At 71.8% G+C, this 17,433-nt stretch carries 16 protein-coding genes; 6 read left to right on the forward strand and 10 right to left on the reverse strand.

The features are described 5' to 3' along the window. Positions 1 to 4 precede the first annotated feature (4 nt). Complete coding sequence (locus tag ACZ56U_RS29605; RefSeq protein ID WP_469087022.1) at positions 5 to 1,624, reverse strand: solute symporter family protein; 1,620 nt, start codon at positions 1,622 to 1,624, stop codon at positions 5 to 7. Beyond that, positions 1,621 to 1,977: a DUF485 domain-containing protein gene (locus tag ACZ56U_RS29610; protein WP_469087023.1), complete on the reverse strand. Its 357-nt coding sequence runs from the start codon at positions 1,975 to 1,977 to the stop codon at positions 1,621 to 1,623. The genes ACZ56U_RS29605 and ACZ56U_RS29610 overlap by 4 nt, the downstream gene beginning before the upstream one ends. A 326-nt stretch (positions 1,978 to 2,303) precedes the next feature. Between ACZ56U_RS29610 and ACZ56U_RS29615 the strand changes: the two genes are divergently transcribed. From ACZ56U_RS29615 to ACZ56U_RS29630, 4 genes are all read left to right on the forward strand, one after another. After that, the gene (locus ACZ56U_RS29615) at positions 2,304 to 3,833 is read left to right on the forward strand and encodes a S8 family peptidase (protein ID WP_469087024.1); all 1,530 of its coding nucleotides are present in this window, start codon (positions 2,304 to 2,306) and stop codon (positions 3,831 to 3,833) included. A gap of 149 nt (positions 3,834 to 3,982) precedes the next feature. After that, on the forward strand, positions 3,983 to 4,513 hold the full coding sequence (locus ACZ56U_RS29620) for a hypothetical protein (RefSeq protein WP_469087025.1): 531 nt from the start codon (positions 3,983 to 3,985) through the stop codon (positions 4,511 to 4,513). 37 nt (positions 4,514 to 4,550) lie between these two features. After that, the gene (locus ACZ56U_RS29625; protein ID WP_469087026.1) at positions 4,551 to 5,852 is read left to right on the forward strand and encodes a CoA transferase; all 1,302 of its coding nucleotides are present in this window, start codon (positions 4,551 to 4,553) and stop codon (positions 5,850 to 5,852) included. Between the two features lie 399 nt (positions 5,853 to 6,251). Beyond that, a complete protein-coding gene (locus ACZ56U_RS29630; protein ID WP_469087027.1) occupies positions 6,252 to 7,301 on the forward strand; it encodes a CopD family protein in 1,050 nt (349 codons plus the stop codon). A gap of 122 nt (positions 7,302 to 7,423) precedes the next feature. Here the strand turns inward: ACZ56U_RS29630 and ACZ56U_RS29635 are convergent, their stop codons facing one another. From ACZ56U_RS29635 to ACZ56U_RS29670, 8 genes are all read right to left on the reverse strand, one after another. Next, positions 7,424 to 8,467 carry a zinc-dependent alcohol dehydrogenase family protein gene (locus ACZ56U_RS29635; protein WP_469087028.1) on the reverse strand — a complete coding sequence of 348 codons (1,044 nt, stop codon included), beginning with the start codon at positions 8,465 to 8,467 and terminating at the stop codon, positions 7,424 to 7,426. 37 nt (positions 8,468 to 8,504) lie between these two features. Continuing rightward, the gene (locus ACZ56U_RS29640; RefSeq protein WP_469087029.1) at positions 8,505 to 9,164 is read right to left on the reverse strand and encodes a lysoplasmalogenase; all 660 of its coding nucleotides are present in this window, start codon (positions 9,162 to 9,164) and stop codon (positions 8,505 to 8,507) included. Beyond that, entirely contained in the window at positions 9,161 to 10,027 is an 867-nt protein-coding gene (locus ACZ56U_RS29645; protein WP_469087030.1) for a sterol desaturase family protein, read from the reverse strand. The genes ACZ56U_RS29640 and ACZ56U_RS29645 overlap by 4 nt, the downstream gene beginning before the upstream one ends. Before the next feature lie 113 nt (positions 10,028 to 10,140). Continuing rightward, positions 10,141 to 10,851 (reverse strand): VIT1/CCC1 transporter family protein, encoded by a 711-nt coding sequence (locus ACZ56U_RS29650; RefSeq protein WP_469087031.1) that lies wholly within the window; start codon positions 10,849 to 10,851, stop codon positions 10,141 to 10,143. Between the two features lie 116 nt (positions 10,852 to 10,967). Then, complete coding sequence (locus tag ACZ56U_RS29655) at positions 10,968 to 12,194, reverse strand: amidohydrolase family protein (RefSeq protein WP_469087032.1); 1,227 nt, start codon at positions 12,192 to 12,194, stop codon at positions 10,968 to 10,970. Next, on the reverse strand, positions 12,191 to 13,477 hold the full coding sequence (locus ACZ56U_RS29660) for an amidohydrolase family protein (protein WP_469087033.1): 1,287 nt from the start codon (positions 13,475 to 13,477) through the stop codon (positions 12,191 to 12,193). Before ACZ56U_RS29660 ends, ACZ56U_RS29655 begins: the two co-directional genes overlap by 4 nt. Positions 13,478 to 13,649: 172 nt before the next feature. Further along, a complete protein-coding gene (locus ACZ56U_RS29665; RefSeq protein WP_469087034.1) occupies positions 13,650 to 14,534 on the reverse strand; it encodes an SDR family NAD(P)-dependent oxidoreductase in 885 nt (294 codons plus the stop codon). Beyond that, positions 14,534 to 15,331: an acetoacetate decarboxylase family protein gene (locus tag ACZ56U_RS29670; protein WP_469087035.1), complete on the reverse strand. Its 798-nt coding sequence runs from the start codon at positions 15,329 to 15,331 to the stop codon at positions 14,534 to 14,536. The genes ACZ56U_RS29665 and ACZ56U_RS29670 overlap by 1 nt, the downstream gene beginning before the upstream one ends. 98 nt (positions 15,332 to 15,429) lie before the next feature. Here ACZ56U_RS29670 and ACZ56U_RS29675 point away from each other — a divergent pair, with 98 nt between their 5' ends. Continuing rightward, a complete protein-coding gene (locus ACZ56U_RS29675) occupies positions 15,430 to 16,035 on the forward strand; it encodes a TetR/AcrR family transcriptional regulator (protein WP_469087036.1) in 606 nt (201 codons plus the stop codon). A 53-nt stretch (positions 16,036 to 16,088) separates the two neighbouring features. Continuing rightward, positions 16,089 to 17,075 (forward strand): DEDDh family exonuclease, encoded by a 987-nt coding sequence (locus ACZ56U_RS29680; protein WP_469087037.1) that lies wholly within the window; start codon positions 16,089 to 16,091, stop codon positions 17,073 to 17,075. Positions 17,076 to 17,433: the final 358 nt, after the last annotated feature.

Raw genomic sequence — 17,433 nt, forward strand, 5'->3', positions numbered from 1 at the left:
CGTCCTAGTGGGCGCCGGTGCCGGTCAGGGACCGGACCTCCAGCTCGGCGTACTTGGCGACGTCGGGCTCCTCCTTGGACAGGACGGTGCCGAGCCAGCCCATCGCGAAGCCGAACGGGATGGAGATGATGCCCGGGTTCTTCAGCGGGAAGTACGCGAAGTCGACGTCCGGGAACATCGCCTTCGGGTCGCCGGAGACGACGGGCGAGAACAGCACCAGGCCGACGGCCACGATCAGACCGCCGTAGATCGACCACAGGGCGCCCTGGGTGGTGAACCTCTTCCAGAACAGGCTGTAGAGGATGGTCGGCAGGTTGGCGGAGGCGGCGACCGCGAAGGCCAGCGCGACCAGGCCGGCCACGTTGAGGTCGCGGGCGAGGGCGCCCAGGCCGATGGAGACGATGCCGATGAAGACGGTCGCCCAGCGGGCCGCGCGTACCTCCTCCTTGCCGGAGGCCTGGCCCTTGCGGATGACGTTGGCGTAGATGTCGTGCGCGAAGGACGACGAGGACGCCAGGGTCAGACCGGCGACCACGGCGAGGATCGTCGCGAAGGCCACCGCGGAGATCGTGGCCAGCAGGATCGCGCCCCATGCCGAGTCGACGCCGCCCAGGTGCAGGGCGAGCAGTGGGGCCGCGGTGTTGCCGGACGGGTTGGAGTCGGTGATCTCCTTCTGGTCGATCAGTGCGGCGGCGCCGAAGCCGAGCGCGATCGTCATCAGGTAGAAGCCGCCGATGATGCCGATGGCCCAGTTCACGGACTTACGGGCGGCCTTGGCGTTGGGGACCGTGTAGAAGCGGATCAGGATGTGCGGCAGGCCGGCGGTGCCGAGCACCAGGGCGATGCCGAGCGAGATGAAGTCCAGCTTGGAGGTGCCGGTGGCGCCGTACTGGAGGCCGGGCTCCAGGAACGCGGAGCCCTTGCCGCTGTTCTCGGCGGCCGTGCCGAGCAGATCGGAGATGTTGAAGTCGAACTTCAGCAGCACCAGGAAGGTGATCAGGATCGTGCCGCTGATGAGCAGGACGGCCTTGACCATCTGGACCCAGGTGGTGCCCTTCATGCCGCCGATGGAGACGTACACGATCATCAGCAGGCCGACCAGGGCGACGATGGCGATCTTGCCCCCGTCGGAGGTGATGCCGAGCAGCAGCGAGACGAGGACGCCGGCGCCGGCCATCTGGGCCAGCAGGTAGAAGATCGAGACGACGATCGTGGAGGTGCCGGCCGCGGTGCGGACCGGGCGTTGGCGCATGCGGTACGCCAGCACGTCGCCCATGGTGTAGCGGCCGGAGTTCCGCAGCGGCTCGGCGACCAGGAGCAGCGCCACCAGCCAGGCGACCAGGAAGCCGATGGAGTACAGGAAGCCGTCGTAGCCGAAGAGGGCGATGGCGCCGGCGATGCCGAGGAACGACGCGGCCGACATGTAGTCGCCGGAGACCGCCAGGCCGTTCTGGAAGGCGCTGAACTGCCGTCCGCCGGCGTAGAAGTCGGCGGCGTCCTTGGTCTGGCGGCCCGCCCAGACGGTGATGACGAGGGTCGCGACGACGAACACCGCGAAGAGGCTGATGATCAGCGGCCGGTGCTCGCTGGCCTCGCCGGCTGCCAGTGTGATCGCGGGGCTCATGCGCCGCCCTCCATCCGGGACTTGATCGCCTCGGCCTTGGGGTCGAGCTTCGCGGCGGCGTGCCGCGAGTACCACCAGGCGATGAGGAACGTGGTGAGGAACTGGGCGATGCCGAGGACGAAGGCGACGTTGATGTTGCCGAACAGCTTGGTCCCCATGAAGTCGCCCGCGAAGTTCGAGAGCAGGACGTACAGCAGGTACCAGGCGATGAAGCCCACGGTCAGGGGGAAGGCGAAGGAGCGGTAGGAGCGGCGCAGTTCAGCGAACTCAGCGCTCTCATGCACCGCGGTGAACTCCTCGGGGCTGGGGAGTCGGTCTTGCTCTTTCGAGGGGGGCGGTGCGTCGGTAGCCACGGAGTCTCCTCGCGTTGCGGGCGCTGGTGCCACGGTGGACGGGGACGGATCGGGGTCCGGGGGCGGACTGGGTACGGCGGACATGTGACGGCTCTGTTCCTCGGGGTTGCCAGGGGGCTCGATCGTGCTCGTGCTCCCTGCCCAAGGTCACGGCGGCACGCGAGGACCGGTTCAACTGCCGAGGCGTCTTTGTGAAGTCACCCCCGGTAGGTCATTGCTGGCCAGCGGCTGCGCGGGATAACTTCGCCCTGCAACACCCGTCATGTACCTGCCCGAGCACCACCTGTGTCTCGGGCGGTTTCGTTTCCGGATGATGTGGAGACCCCATGTCCCGTCTGCGCTCCAGACGTCGGCTCGCTCTCGCTGTACCTGTCGTTCTCTCGCTGACCGCCTCGCTCGGCTTCCTGCCGGCGGCGGCGTCGGCCGCCCCGTACGCGGAGCCGACCGCACAGGCCGCGGACTCGCCCTCCCTGTCGTACGTCGTCAACACCAAGGTGGACCGTCGCACGATCGCGTCGGTGAAGAAGGCCGTGGTCGCCAAGGGCGGCACGGTCGTCATCACGTACGACAAGATAGGCGTGATCGTCGTCCACTCGGCCAACCCCGACTTCGGCGCCCAGATACGCGCGGTGCGCGGCGTGCAGTCGGCGGGTGCGACGCGCACCTCCCCGCTGGCCCCCGCGAGCACCACGGACGAGGGTGCGGCCCAGTTCCTGACGAAGGCGCAGGCCGAGAAGATCGAGAGCGCCTCCGCGGCCGACCCCGGCAGCGAGCCCCTCGAGGCCGACCAGTGGGACCTGAGGGCGATCGGCGCCGACAAGGCCGCGCAGATCAACCCGGGCAGCAAGAAGGTCACCGTCGCCGTGATCGACACCGGCGTCGACGACACCCACCCGGACATCGCGCCGAACTTCTCCGCCTCCCAGTCCGCCAACTGCGACGGCGGTGTCCCGAACACCACCGAGGGCGCCTGGCGCCCGTACACCGCGGACGACTACCACGGCACGCACGTGGCCGGTGAGATCGCCGCCGCCCGCAACGGCATCGGTGTGGCCGGTGTCGCGCCCGGCGTGAAGGTCTCGGCCATCAACGTCACCGACCCGAGCAACGGCCTGTTCTACCCGGAGAGCGTCGTCTGCGCCTTCGTGTTCGCCGCCGACCACGGCGTGGAGATCACGAACAACAGCTACTACGTGGACCCGTGGCTGTACAACTGCCTCGACGACCCCGACCAGCGGGCCATCGTCGACGCGGTCAACCGGGCCTCGAAGTACGCCCAGAAGAAGGGCACGCTCAACCTGGCGTCCGCGGGCAACTCCAACGACGACCTCGACTCGGACGCCCTGGTCGACGACAGCAGCCCCGACGACTCCACGCCGGTGCCGCGCACCATCGACCCGCACGAGTGCTTCGACGTGCCGACCCAGCTCCCGGGTGTGGTCACCGTCAGCGCGACGGGCGTGAACAACCTCAAGTCGTACTACTCCTCGTACGGTTACGGTGTCGTCGACATCGCGGCCCCGGGCGGCGACCGGCTCTACCAGATCCCGGACACCCCGTCGAAGAACGGCCGCATCCTGTCGACCATGCCGAACAACGCGTACGGCTTCCTCCAGGGCACCTCGATGGCCTCCCCGCACGCCGCGGGTGTCGCCGCGCTGCTGAAGTCGACGCACCCGAAGGCCTCCCCGGCCCAGTTGCAGGCGCTGCTGAAGCTGCAGGCGGACAACCCGGGCTGCCCGGCGTCGTACGACCAGGACGGCGACGGCACGCAGGACGCGACCTGCGTCGGCGGCAAGAAGTTCAACGGGTTCTACGGCTACGGCATCGTCAACGCGCTGCGCGCGGTGAAGTAGGAAGCAACCCGAACCGGGCGGCGCGGCCTCGACGGGCCGCGCCGCCCGGCTTTCCCGCACGGGCTACGCCGTCGCGTCACGCGCGCGTGCCGTGCGGGGCCGACCGGGTGCCGTCCGGCCCTGGCGCGTGATGCGGCAGGATCTCCGGCATGCATGTGTATGAAGAACCCGCCACCTGGACCGCCGAACCGACCCGGCCCAAGGGGCAGTTGGTGTTCCGTTTCGTCCTCACGGTCCTCTACACGCCCGTGCAGTTCGTGATGTGGCTCGTGGCGTTCGTCGCCTTCCTGGCCATCAGCCTGGCCACCGAGATCATCACGGTGTTCAGCACCTCCTACGAGCAGGGCCTGTTCAAGGCCGGGGACCGGGTACTGGACCCGTTGTCGAGGTGGCCCGCCTGGTGCGTCAGCTGGCCGGAGCTGCGGCACGAGGGCGACACCGCGTACTACAGGGCGCGGGTGGAGAAGAAGGTCGGCCGCTGGACGAAGAGGGCGTCCGCGCCCCGCAAGTCCCAGCAGGCACGGCCCTCGGACGAGTGCGCGATACCGCTGCGCGACTATCGGGGCGTCGGCGGGTGGTACGTCGCCCAGGTCGCCCACGCGCTGGGCTGGCAGCTGCGGCCCACGGACGTGCGCAAGGAGGTGCGTCTGCGGTGGTCGGCAGCGCCCCATGTTGATTGAATCAACGTTGATTTGATCAATAATGCATAGTGAAGTCATGACCGAGGTGACGCACGAGGACTCTCTTCAGGCACGGCTTCCGGTACGGGAGTTGGCGCGCGCCTGCGTCCGCCAATGCGCGCGGGCCGCCGCCGAGTTGGGGGCGCGGCGGGCCCGGCTCGCCGAGGTGCCCGCCGTGCGGGTGGACGACGGCGCGATCGCCACGGCGTTCGTGAGCGAGCGGCATCTGCTGATCAATGGTCGGGCCCCGGTCACCTTCGCACCTCTGTCCAGGTTCTGGCGGACCGCCGACGGATGGGTACGCACGCACGCCAACTACCCGCATCACCGGCAGCGGTTGCTGAAGGTGATGGGTCCGCCGGAGTCCCTCGAAGCGGCCTTCGCCGAGCGGTCCGCCCTGGAGGTCGAGGAGGTGGTGTACGCGGCCGGGGGCCTCGCCGTCGCCCTGCGGACGCCCGAGGAGTGGGCGGCCCATGAGCAGGCGGCCGAGCTGGCGAAGCGGCCGCTCGTCGAGCACGAACGCCTCGACTCCGCCCACGCGCGCGTGCTCGCCCCCCTCGACACCGCTCCCCTGCTGCCCGCCGCCGGGCTGCGCGTCCTGGACCTCACCCGGGTCATCGCCGGCCCGGTCGCCACCCGCACGCTCGCCCTGCTGGGCGCGGACGTGCTGCGCCTGGACCCGCCCCGGCTGCCCGAACTGCCCGACCAGCACGCCGAGACGGGCTTCGGGAAGCGGTCGGCGACGCTGGACCTGGTGGCCGACCGGCGGACCTTCGAGGAGCTGCTCGCGGCGGCGGACGTCGTCGTCACCGGGTACCGGCCGGGCGCGCTGAACCGGTTCGGGCTGTCGCCCCGGGCGCTGGCGGAGCGGCGGCCCGGGGTGGTCGTGGCCCAGCTGTCGGCCTGGGGCGCGTACGGGCCCTGGCGGGAGCGGCGGGGGTTCGACAGCCTGGTGCAGGTGGCCACGGGGATCGCGGTCGTGGAGGGGGCGCTGGAGCGGCCGGGCGCGCTGCCCGCGCAGGCCCTCGACCACGGCACGGGCTATCTGCTGGCGGCGGCCGTGCTGCGGGCGCTGACCGAGCAGTCACGGGAGGGCGGCAGCCGGGTCGTACGGCTGGCGCTGGCGCGGACGGCACAGTGGCTGATGAACGAGGTCCCGGCCGACACCCCCGGGGACACGGGCGACGCGGACACCGACCCCGGCCCCTGGCTCACCGAGACGGACAGCGGGGTCGGGCGGCTGCGGTACGCCCGGTCACCGGTGTCCTTCACGGGCGGTCCGGTGGACTGGACGCGACCACCGGGGGTCTGGGGGACGGACCCCGCGCGGTGGAGCTGAGCGGCGCCGTGGGGCAGGGCGCGTAGCCTCTGGACCGGCGGATCGCGCGGCGGCGTTGAGCGGCGCCGTCGCGGGCAGCCCGCGTACCCACTGGACCGACGGATCGCTCGGTGGAGCCGCGCGGAGCCTTCGGCCGGAGCCCGTACCCTCTGGACCGGCGGATCGCGCGGTGGAGTTGAGCGGCGCCGTCGCGGGCAGCCCGCGTACCCACTGGACCGCCGGATCGCGCGGTGGAGCCGCGCGGCGCCTTCGGCCGGAACCCATACCCTCTGGACCGGCGGATCGCGCGGTGGAGTTGAGCGGTCGTCGGCCGGTATACGTACCTCTGGCCGGAATGCCGTACCGCCAGGTGTTTTCCTGGACTTGCCCGGTTCCGTGGCAGCTGGCGACGATCATGAGGTGACCTTGACAAGACCCGCGACCGGGGCGTCCGGCGCGACCGGGCGGGCGCCGTGCCCCGGTACCGGCCGTGCCGTCGCCACCGTCGTCCTGGTGACCCTCGGCGCGCTGATCCCGCTGCTCGGCCCGTCCGCCGCGTTGCACGGCACCGGGGAGGCCGCGGCGCCCGGGGTCGGCGGCGTCGCCCTGCTGCGGGCGGTGCTGTTCACGGCGCTGTGCGTCCCGGTGGGCGAGCTGTTCGTGAGTCGGCTGGCCCGGTCGGTGCCCGGCGCTCCCGCGGCCGTGCCGCGCTCCTGGGCCCCCTACGCGGCCGGTGCCGGTCTCGTGGCCGCGCTGGGGCTGGCCTCGGTCGTGGCCACCGGCAACCTCGTGCCGGACAGCCTCGCGCAGGTCGACGTCGGCGGCCTGTACGCGTCCCGGGACGGCAAGCTCGCCCTCGTCGAGGTCAACGCCTTCCTCGCGACCGGCCTGTGCGCCATGTCGGCCCGGCCGGCCACACAGGTCTGGCCGCTCGCCGCGGTCGTCGTGGCGGAGGCCCTGCGCGCGCATCCCCCGACCGAGCACGGGCCGTTGGTCGGGTCGGGGCTGACGCTGGTTCACCTGACCTGTGCGGCCCCGTGGGTGGGCGGGCTGCTGTACGCGCTGCGGACCCTACGGCAGTGGCGGCGCGCGGCGGACGCGGGCGGGCCTGCGTCGGGGGCCGGGGACAGCCCGGCCGCGGGCGCCGCCCTGCTCGGCCGCTACGCGCGCGTGGCCGTCGGGCTGCTCGCCGCGATCACCGCGACCGGGGTGTGGAGTTCGCTGCGCCGCATGCCGCCGGGGACGGTCCTCGACCAGCTGACGACGACCGCGTACGGGCGCGTGCTGCTCGCCAAGGTGCTGCTGGTGGCCGCGGTCGCCGCGCTCGCCCTGTGGGCGCGACTGCGCCTGAGCCGAGCCCCCGACCCGCTCACCGCGTACTCCCCCGCGCGGGCGGAGGTCATCGCCCTGGGCCTGACGGTGGCGGTATCGGGTCTGCTGACGGCACTGCCGGTACCGATCCGCTGGTGAGGCCGGGGAGGCAGGGTGAGGGGCGAGCCGGGTCCCGGGCTCGCCCAGGGGATCAGCACGGCCGGGGCGAGAGGCCGAGGCGGCTCCTGGGCTCGCCCGGGGAGTCACCCCGCTCCGGGCGCTCAGCCCGCCACCAGCACCTTGAGGGCCGTCCGTTCGTCCATCGCCTTGTAGCCGGCCGGGACGTCCTCCAGGCCGATGGTCAGGTCGAAGACGGGTGAGGGGTCGATGGTGCCGTCCAGGACGTCGGGCAGCAGCTCGGGGAGGTAGGCGCGGACCGGCGCGACGCCGCCGCGCAGCGCGATGTTCCGGTCGAACATGACGCCCAGGTCGAGCCCGGTGCCGCTGCCGTGCGGGACGCCGACCCAGCCGACGGTGCCGCCGTCACGGGCGATGCCGACCGCGGTGCGCATGGACTGCTCGGTGCCGACGGCCTCGACGACGGCGTGCGCGCCCTGACCGCGGGTGAGTTCACGGACCGCCTCGACGGCCGCTTCCCCGCGCTCGGCGACGACGTCGGTGGCGCCGAAGCGGCGCGCGATGTCGGTACGGGCCTCGTGCCGGCCGAGGGCGATGATCCGCTCGGCGCCCAGCCGCTTGGCGGCGAGGACCGCGCACAGGCCGACGGCCCCGTCCCCGACGACGGCGACCGTGGCGCCCGCGCGGGCCCCGGCTCCGAGGGCGGCGTGGTGGCCGGTGCCCATGACGTCGGACAGGCTCAGCAGCGCGGCCAGCAGACGGTCGTCGGAGGCCGCGTCCTTGGGCAGCTGGACCAAGGTGCCGTCGGCGAAGGGCACGCGCACGGCCTCGCCCTGTCCGCCGTCGTAGCCGACCGAGCCCCAGAACCCGCCGTGCTCACAGGAGGTGGTGAGGCCCTCACGGCAGTAGTCGCAGACGCCGTCGGACCACATGAAGGGCGCCACCACGAGGTCGCCGCGGCGGACGGTGCCGACCTCGGAGCCGGTCTCCTCGACGACACCGAGGAACTCGTGCCCGATGCGCTGACCCCGCTCCCGGGTCGCCGTCCCCCGGTACGCCCACAGGTCGCTGCCGCAGATGCAGGACCGCAGCACCCGGACCACGGCGTCGGTGGGCAGCTGCACCACGGGGTCGGGCACGTCCTCCACGCGCATGTCGAAGGGGGCGTGGATGGTGGTGGCGCGCATGAGGAGGATCCTTCTCTTCGCTGGCTCGTACATGCGCTCAGGGGGTGGTCGAGCGCACTTCACCGTACGCCGACCGCTCCGGCTGTCGCTCGGCGAGTACGCCGATGACCAGCAGTGACTGCGCGGCGATATAGGTGAGCATGATCCACAGATCCGGTCGGGGCGGCTGGGGCCACTCGGCGACGCCGGTCGCGATCAGGCTGTCGGAGAGCACGAACAGCGCGCCGCCGAGACCGGCGAGGAGACCGAGCCGGGTGGCGGCCGCACAGGCCATGGCGGTGAGCAGGAGGCTGTAGCCGGCCACGGGGACCCGCAGGTCGGCGGGCAGGTCCGGCCACAGGGAGGCGACGGTACCGACCAGGACCATGCCGTAGGCGGGCGCGAAGAAGGCACTGCGCGCGCGTGCTGGCTCGTACGACCTGAAGAGGGCGAGGTAGCAGATGTGCCCGGCGGCGAAGCAGCCCATCCCGGCGAGGAAGGCGGGCTCGGCGTCGAGGAGCAGCAGGGTGTCGCCGCCCCAGCCGCACAGCAGGGCGGCGATCAGGAGCGGGGGCGCGCCGCGGACGGCCGCGCAGGCGGCGAGGAGGGGCATCAGGAGCGGCTTGGCGACGGTGTGCCCGGCGTCCCAACCGACGGCCAGGGAGACCAGGTCGACGACGGCCGCGAGGGCGAAGGCTGCGGCGAGGGGACGTCTCACGCGGCCACGGTCTTCTCGGCCGGCTCCGCCGTCGGCGCCGGCTTCCAGCCCGGCCCGCGGAACACCCGGCCGGCGCGCTCGCGCCAACTGGACGCCGCCTTGATGTCCTTGATGATCGACACGTACTCATGGGTGGCGACCTTGATGGGGTTGAACGTGTTGATGTTCTTCGTCAACCCATAGACAGGCCGTTCGGTCTCGGCGACGAACGAGCCGAACAGCCGGTCCCAGATGATGAGGATGCCGCCGAAGTTGCGGTCCAGATAGCCGCCCTGGGAGGCGTGGTGGACCCGGTGGTGCGAGGGAGTGTTGAACACGAACTCGAACCACCGGGGCAGCTTGTCGATGCGCTCGGTGTGGATCCAGAACTGGTAGACGAGGTTCGCCGAGGAGCAGAAGGCCAGCGCCGCGGGGTGCACACCGGCGGCGATCAGCGGCACGTAGAACGGCCACACGGTCAGCGTGGTCCAGGGCTGGCGCAGCGCGGTGGTGAGGTTGAACTTCTCGCTGGAGTGGTGGACGACGTGGCAGGCCCACAGGATGCGGATGACGTGGTGGCCGCGGTGCGACCAGTAGTAGAAGAAGTCCTGGGCGAGCAGCATCAGCGGGACGGTCCCCCACAGCACGGGGACGCGCAGCGGGGTGAGTTCGTGGATCGCCGTGTAGATCGCGACGATCGGGATCTTCCAGAGGAAGTCGAAGGCGAGACTGCCCAGCCCCATGCCGACGCTGGTCGCGGCGTCCTTCGTCTCGTATCCGGCGGCGTCCTCGTCGGGGTGGATGCGGACGCTGATCATCTCGACCACGGTGAGCAGGACGAAGGCGGGTATGGACCAGAGCACGACATCGGGCAGGTTCGGCATAAGGGGACCGTAGAACCGCTGGTCGGCCGCGACTAGACGTTGTTACTGACAAGTATTACAGCGAGTACGCGCTTACTTGTTGGTGATCTCCCCCAAAGCCACCACGGGCGGTTTCAGACTCCGGCCGCACCCAGCAGGGCCCCCGCCGCATACGTCACTCCCATGGCCAGCGCGCCACCCAGTACGTTGCGCAGCGCCGCGCGGACGGGATCGGCGGCGCCGAGGCGAGCGCTGCTCCAGCCGGTCAGGACGAGGGCGGCGAGGGAGGAGACGACGGTGACCCCGAGACGCCGGTCGGCGGGTGGCAGGACGATGGCGAGCAGCGGGAGCAGGGCGCCGACCGTGAAGGACAGGAAGCTCGCCCACGCGGCGTGCCAGGGGTTGGTCAGCTGGTCGGGGTCGATACCGAGCTCCACGCGTGCGTGGGCGCGCAGGGCGTCCCGCGCGGTGAGCTGCTCGGCGGCCTCCCTGGCGACGTCCCGCGACAGACCCCGTTCCCGCAGCAGTCCGGTCAGTTCCTCCAGCTCGGCCTCGGGCCGCTCGCGCAGCTCCCGCTTCTCGACGGCGAGGGCGGCCTTCTCGGAGTCCCGTTGGGTGGAGACGGAGACGTACTCGCCGGCCGCCATCGACATCGACCCCGCCAGCAGCCCCGCCAGGCCCGCCGTGAGCAGGGCCGAGCGGTCGTCCGTGGCGCCGGCGACGCCGACGACGAGGCCGGCCGTGGACACGATGCCGTCGTTGGCGCCGAGGACGGCCGCCCGCAGCCAGTTCAGCCGCGCGCCGAGCGCGCCGCCGTGGGCCTCGTCATGCGTGGGTTCGGTCACGACGGGAGGATCGCACCCCGGACGCCCTCGTATCCGGACCGACGCCCCCGTGTCCGGACCGGCGCTCACCGCATCCAAGCCGACGCTCGCCGAAGCCCAACGGCCCCGGACCGCGCTCACCACACCCGCACCGACGCCCCTTTCGCGAACACCGGGCTCGTCGCGTCCGCCGGTGGCTCGGTCAGCGGCTCGGCGATCTCCTCCACCGTCGGGCCCACCTTCGCCGCGATGGGGTCGAGGAGGTCGAGGTCGAAGCCGTACACGCGCGCGGCGTTGCCGCCGACCATCGCGGCGACCTCCGCACGCGGCACACGCGCGTAGGCGTACCGCAGGCCCTCCCGCGAGTACGGGTACGTCCCCTCGTCGTGCGGGTAGTCGCTGCCCCACATGATCTTGTCGACGCCGATCCGGTCGCGCAGCGGCACCTCGTGCGGCCGCATGAAGCTGGCGCCGACGAAGCAGTTGTCGCGCCAGACCTCGGAGGGCGCGTCGCCCATCCGGGCCGCCAGCCCCGCGCCGAACTTGGACTCCGCCGTGGACGCCCTGGTCGCCGCCGCGACCAGACGCCCGTGGTAGTAGTCCAGCATCTCCAGCACCCCGGGGATCCAGCCCGAGCCCTGCTCGGTCAGGACCAGCCGCAGGTCCGGGTGGCGGCGGAAGGCACCGCCGAACACCAGGTGCCACAGCGCCCGGTGGGAGAACCAGGTCGTCTCGACCATGAAGACCGCGCGGGCCGCCGGTTCGTCGCCGAGCGGCGGGGAGGCCGAGCCCGCGTGGTGGTTGACCGGGACACCCAGTTCCGCGCAGACGGCCCAGATGGGGTCGTACGTGGCCGAGTAGAGCTCGGGCAGGCCCGAGCCCGGCGGTGTGCCGGGGAGCAGCAGCCCGCCCTTGAGGCCCGCCTCCACGCACCGGCGGATCTCCTTCACCGCCTCCTCGACGTCGTTGAGGAGGATCTGGAAGACGCCGGCCCGCCGCCCGGGGGCGGCCGCGCAGAAGTCCGCCAGCCAGCGGTTGTGGGCGCGCAGGCCGGCCCAGCGGCGCTCGAACTCCGCCGGCTCCGGGGCGGGTGCCATGAGCGAGCCGGAGGGGAAGAAGGGCGGAATGGTGTTGGGGAACACCACCTCCGCGACGATCCCGTCCTCCTCCAGCTCCGCGAGCCGCCGTTCGGAGTTCCAGTTCTTGTCGGCGGTGTCGGCGAGCAGGTCCTCGTAGGGATTGACGTACGTCGCCGCCCACGCGTCGAACTCGTCGTGGTGGCGGCGCTCCAGATAGGGCTTGTAGTCCAGCAGGTCGGCGCCCGCGTGGCAGTCGGCCGAGATGACCGTGTAGCGGTCGGTCATGAGGATGCCCCCAGGACAGGGAAGTCGTGGTCGGTCAGCCAGTGCCGGCCCACCTCGCGCGAGCGCGACCAGGAGGCCTCCACGGCCGCCTGGTCGGCGGACTGGCCGAGGTCGGCGGGGGTGGGTCCGATGCGGCGGGCGAGCGGGGCCAGCTTGTCGGTGTCGAAGCCGAAGACCTCCGCCGCGGCCAGACCCAGCATGCGGCGGGTCTCCGCGACGGGGATGTCGTGGAAGGTGCGCCTCAGCCACGCGCGCGTGTCGGGCCAGGTGCCCTCGGGGTGCGGGAAGTCGCTGCCCCAGAGGATGTTGTCGACACCGATCTCGTAGCGCTGGGCCAGTTCACGGCGCTTGGTGTTGGTGGCGCAGACGAACACCTGGCGGTCGAGGTACTCGTGCGGCGGGCGCTTGAGCTCCTGGAACGGCGAGAGCTTCTTGCCGCCGTGGGCGCCGAGGTAGAGGCGGTCCATGAACCACAGCAGGTTCGGCAGCCACCAGCAGCCCGACTCGGCGACCCCGAACCGCAGCCCCGGGTGGCGCTCGAAGACGCCGGACCAGAGGAGGAACCAGAGCGGACGGGCCGGCCACCAGGTGACCTCGGAGACGTAGATCCCGAGGTGGTCGCCGTACTCGTGGCGCGGGGCCGCCCCGGAGTGGGTGAGGACCGGCATGCCGCACTCGGCGGCCGCCGCCCACACCGGGTCGTAACGGCGGTCGTGGTAGGGCTCCTTGTCGACCCACATGGACGGGATCATCAGGGCGCCGAGCCCGGACTCCCTGGCGCGATGGATCTCCGCGACGACCTGGTCGGTGTCCGCCGTGACCGGCAACAGGGCCACTCCGCAGTGCCGTTCGGGGTGCTCGGAGACGAAGTCGGCCAGCCAGCGGTTGTGCGCCCGCGCGCCCGCCATGCCGAGCTCCGGGTCCTGGTCGCCGGAGAGCCCGAGCCCCACCCCGAAGGGCGCCGCCGTCTGGCTGTCGACCGCGTCGGCATCCGGGAAGACGACCTCGGCGGCCACCCCGTCGCCGTCGAGCTCCTTCAGCCGCTGGGCGGTGTCCCATCCCCCGCGCAGGCCCTCCTCGTTGTCCTGGAACCACTTGTTCGCGAACGCCTCGTTGCGGATGCCGAGCCGGGTCATCTCCTCGCGGCGCCGGTCGCGACCGGCGAGGAAGTCGTCGAAGTCGCGGTGGAAACGGGAGTCCAGGTAGGGCCGGTACTCCTCGGTGGGGAGTCCGGCGTGGCAGTCGGAGGAGATGATCAGGTACGGGTCGTCCTGGTCGGTCATCGAGACCCCTTCGGTCCAGTCGATCCGGTCAATGCGGTCGGGCCGGTCAATGCAGTCAATGCAGTCGGTGCGGTCCGTCCGCTCAGTGCAGTCGGTCCAGTCGGTCCAGTCAGCCCGCTCAGTCCAGTCAGTCCAGTCAGTCCAGTCAGTCCAGTCAGTCCAGTCAGTCCAGTCAGTCCAGGATGAAGTTCTCCAGGTACGACGGGTTCGTCCGCTCCAGCATCGACCGCGCCCGCGCCCTGATCTGGGCGTCGCTGTGCTCGCTCGCCGGCAGCATCCAGAAGCGGTCCGCGCGGATGCCCTCGACCACGGTCTCCGCGACCTCCTCGGCGGGGGTGAACTCCACCTCCCGGCCCGCTTCCCTCATCGCCGCCTCCCACTGGCCGAGGCTGCGGTACGGCGTCCTGCGCGGTCTCTCCTTGGCGTACCGCTCGGGGCGGTTGCGGTGGGACTCCCACAGGCCCGTGCGGAGCATGTGCGGGCCGGGGAAGAGGACGGAGGCGCCCACGCGTGCGTGCTCCGCCCTGAGATGGGCGTACAGGGACTCGGTCATCGTCACGACGGCCGCCTTGGTGACGGCGTACACGGAGGCGGTGGGCAGCGGGGCGATACCGCCGTCGCCGGAGGACGTGTTGACCACATGACCGGGTTGACCCGACTTGATCATGTGGGGCACGAACGCCTGGATGCCGTGGAAGACGCCCCACACATTGACGGAGAAGGCCCATTTCCAGTCGTTCGGCTCGTGCTCCCACATCCGGCCCTCGGCACCCGAGCCGACCCCGGCGTTGTTGCACAGCACGTGGACGGCGCCGTACGTCCCATAGGCGAAGTCCGCCAGTTCCAGGACCTGTTCGCGCTCGCCGACGTCCACCACGCGTGCGTGCGCGTCCGCGCCCTCCGCGCGAAGCCCCTCCAACGCCGTCGCCAGCGCGCCCTTCTCGACGTCGGCGAGGACGACCTTCAGGCCCTCCGCGGCGAACCGACGGGCCATCGCGAGGCCGATGCCGCTCGCGGCGCCGGTGACGACGGCGACCTGCCCTTCCCCGAGGTCCATCAGGCACTCCCCCGCGAAGGCGCGTCGAGGACCTGGGCGGGATCGTCGTAGCGCTGGTGGACGTACGGCAACAGCGCTCGCGCGTCCACCCGTTCGACCACTGTGCCCCGCTGGTCGCTGGTCTTCTCGCCGAGGGTGATCTCCAGGAGCCGGCGCACGGGGAGGTCGGCGACCGGGTCGTACATCGACTCGCGCAGGACGACGTCGCCGGTGACCCGCTCCAGTCGGCGGACCTTCTCGTTGCGCAGGCAGTGCACCAGCACCGGGTCGGCGTCGAAGCCCGAACCGTCCACCGCGGGCAGGAACTTGAAGTAGAAGTCGGTCTTCTGGGTGGGCTCCGGAAGGGGCAGCTCCCCGGCGACCGCGCCCCGCACCTCCACGAAGTCGATGCCGTGCCGGGCGAGGCGGGCGCGGACGACCAGGCCGTCGCGCTCGACGACCACCTCGCCGAGCTTCTTGGGCTCCCCGAAGACCTCGCGCCCGCCGACGAGGGCGCGCTCGTGGGTCATCGGCATGACGAGGGGGTACCAGCCCTCGACGCCGTCATGGGAGGCCGCGACCGCGAACGAGCCCGCGCCCAGCGGGTATCCGGGCAGGTCGACCTTGCTGATGCTGACCCGGGCCAGCGGCCGGCCCGTCGGTTTCAGGGGTGGGGGCAGAACCGCCGCGAGGGCGTCCGGGTCGGTCTCCCAGACCGCCGTCACCCCGGTGGACCAGATGTCGGGGAGCCTGGAGCTCGCGGTGCGCGCGGCGGCGATCTCCGCCTCGGTCCGTGCGCCGTACCGTACGCGTGCCATGTCGTACCGCCCTTTCTGATGGGCCGTCACCTGTAACACAGTTACAGCACTCCCCTCGCCGGGTAAATACGCGTGCACGAGCCGGACTTGGGGGCAGCATGGCGAGACCGTCGCTCACCCGGGACGAGGTCCTGGACACCGCCGCGAACCTGGTGAGGCAACACGGCCCCGAGGCGCTGACAATGCGCAAGCTCGCCGCCGAGCTGGGCACCGCGGTGACCTCGATCTACTGGCACGTCGGCAACCGGGAGTCCCTGCTGGACGCGCTCGTGCAGCGGACCGTGGCCGATCTGGGCGCGTTCCGGCCCGCCGGGCGCACCCCCGCCGAGCGGATCGTCTCGGTGGCCCGCATCCTGCGCCGGCGGCTGCGCGACCACCCGCACCTGATCGCGATGGTCCACGAACGCGGCCTCACCGAGCGGATGTTCCTGCCCGCGCGGCAGGCGCTGGTGCGCGAGGTGCACGCGGCCGGGCTGCGGGGCGCCCGCGCGGTGGAGGCGGTGCGGGCGGTGCAGTTCCAGGTTGTCGGTTTCGTCCTGGTGGAGCGCAACCGGGAACGGGCGCCGGCACAGCGGCCCGCCGAGGAGTCCGCCGGGTACGGCGACCCGGCGCTCGCCCGTGCCTTCGCGCGCCCGGTGAACGAGGAACGGCTGTTCGTCACCTCCGTGCGGGCGTTGACGGAGTCTCTGCTGGAGCAGCCCTAGACGTGGCCGGGTGTGCGCGGCGCTGTCAGTGGGGGCCCGTATCCTCAGGGACCATGCTCGAAGACCGCACGACCGCAGCGTCCGCCCCCACAGCGTGGCCGGCCGCGTATCCGAAGGGGTACGCGGTCGTTGACGTGGAGACCACCGGCCTTGCCCGGGACGACCGGATAATCTCCGCGGCCGTCTACCGGCTGGACGAGCGCGGCGAGGTCGAGGACCACTGGTACACGCTGGTCAACCCGGAGCGGGACCCGGGCCCGGTGTGGATCCACGGTCTGACGAGTGACGTACTGCGGGGCGCGCCCCTCTTCCAGGACGTCGTCGAGGAGTTCTCCGCCCGGCTGGACGGCCGGGTGCTCGTCGCGCACAACGCGGTCTTCGACTGGCAGATGATCGCGCGGGAGTACGCGCGCGCGGAGCGCGAGGCACCGGTCCGTCAGCGGCTGTGCACCATCGCGCTGTCCAAGGAACTGGCCCTGCCGCTGCCCAACCACAAGCTGGAGTCGCTGGCCGCCCACTTCGGCGTCGTGCAGGAGCGCGCGCACCACGCGCTCGACGACGCGCGCGTGCTGGCGGAGGCGTTCCGGCCGAGCCTGCTGACCGCGGCCTCCCGGAGCGTCCGGTTGCCGCTGCACGAGTGCCGGCCGCTGACCGAGTGGACCGACCGGGCCGTGCCCCGGCAGCAGCAGTCGTCCTACGGCAGCTATCGGCCGACCAGTTGGCGTCCGACCCGCAAAAGGCCCGCATGCCCCCATCCCAACCCAGGACGCTATGAAGAGGGCAAGCCGCTCAAGCAGGGCATGCGCGTGGCCTTCTCGGGGGACACCTCGACCGAGCGCGACCTCCTGGAGGACCGCGCGATCGAGGCCGGGCTCCATGTCGCCACCAGCATCTCCCGGCTGACCAGCCTGCTCGTCACCAACGACCCGGACTCGGGCACGTCCAAGGTGGTCAAGGCCCGGCAGTACGGCACCCCGGTCGTCGACGAGGCGGCCTTCGGACAACTCCTCGGCAACGTGGCACCGGCCTCGGAGGGGTGACCGAAGGAAGCCGCGGTGGACCGTACGGAGGTCGGCACAGACACCGCGGAGGGGTCGTCGGCACAGACACCGCGGAGGGGTCGGCACCGGCCCCACGGCAACCGACGTGACCGTACGGCGACCGCCACCGCCCCCGCGGAGCAGCCGTACGGCGACCGCCACCGCCCCCGCGGAGCAGCCGTACGGCGACCGCCACCGCCCCCGCGGAGCTGCCGCACGGCGACCGGCACCGGCCCGCGGAGCAGCCGTACGGCGACCCGCGAGCCGTGCCGCAGGCGACCGTACGGACGGGTGATTGCGCCGCGACTCGCCCGCCGCCGACTGGTCCGCGCCGGGGTGACGGCTCACCCTGTGGCGC

This window comes from Streptomyces sp. NPDC034103 (genome assembly GCF_055575395.1).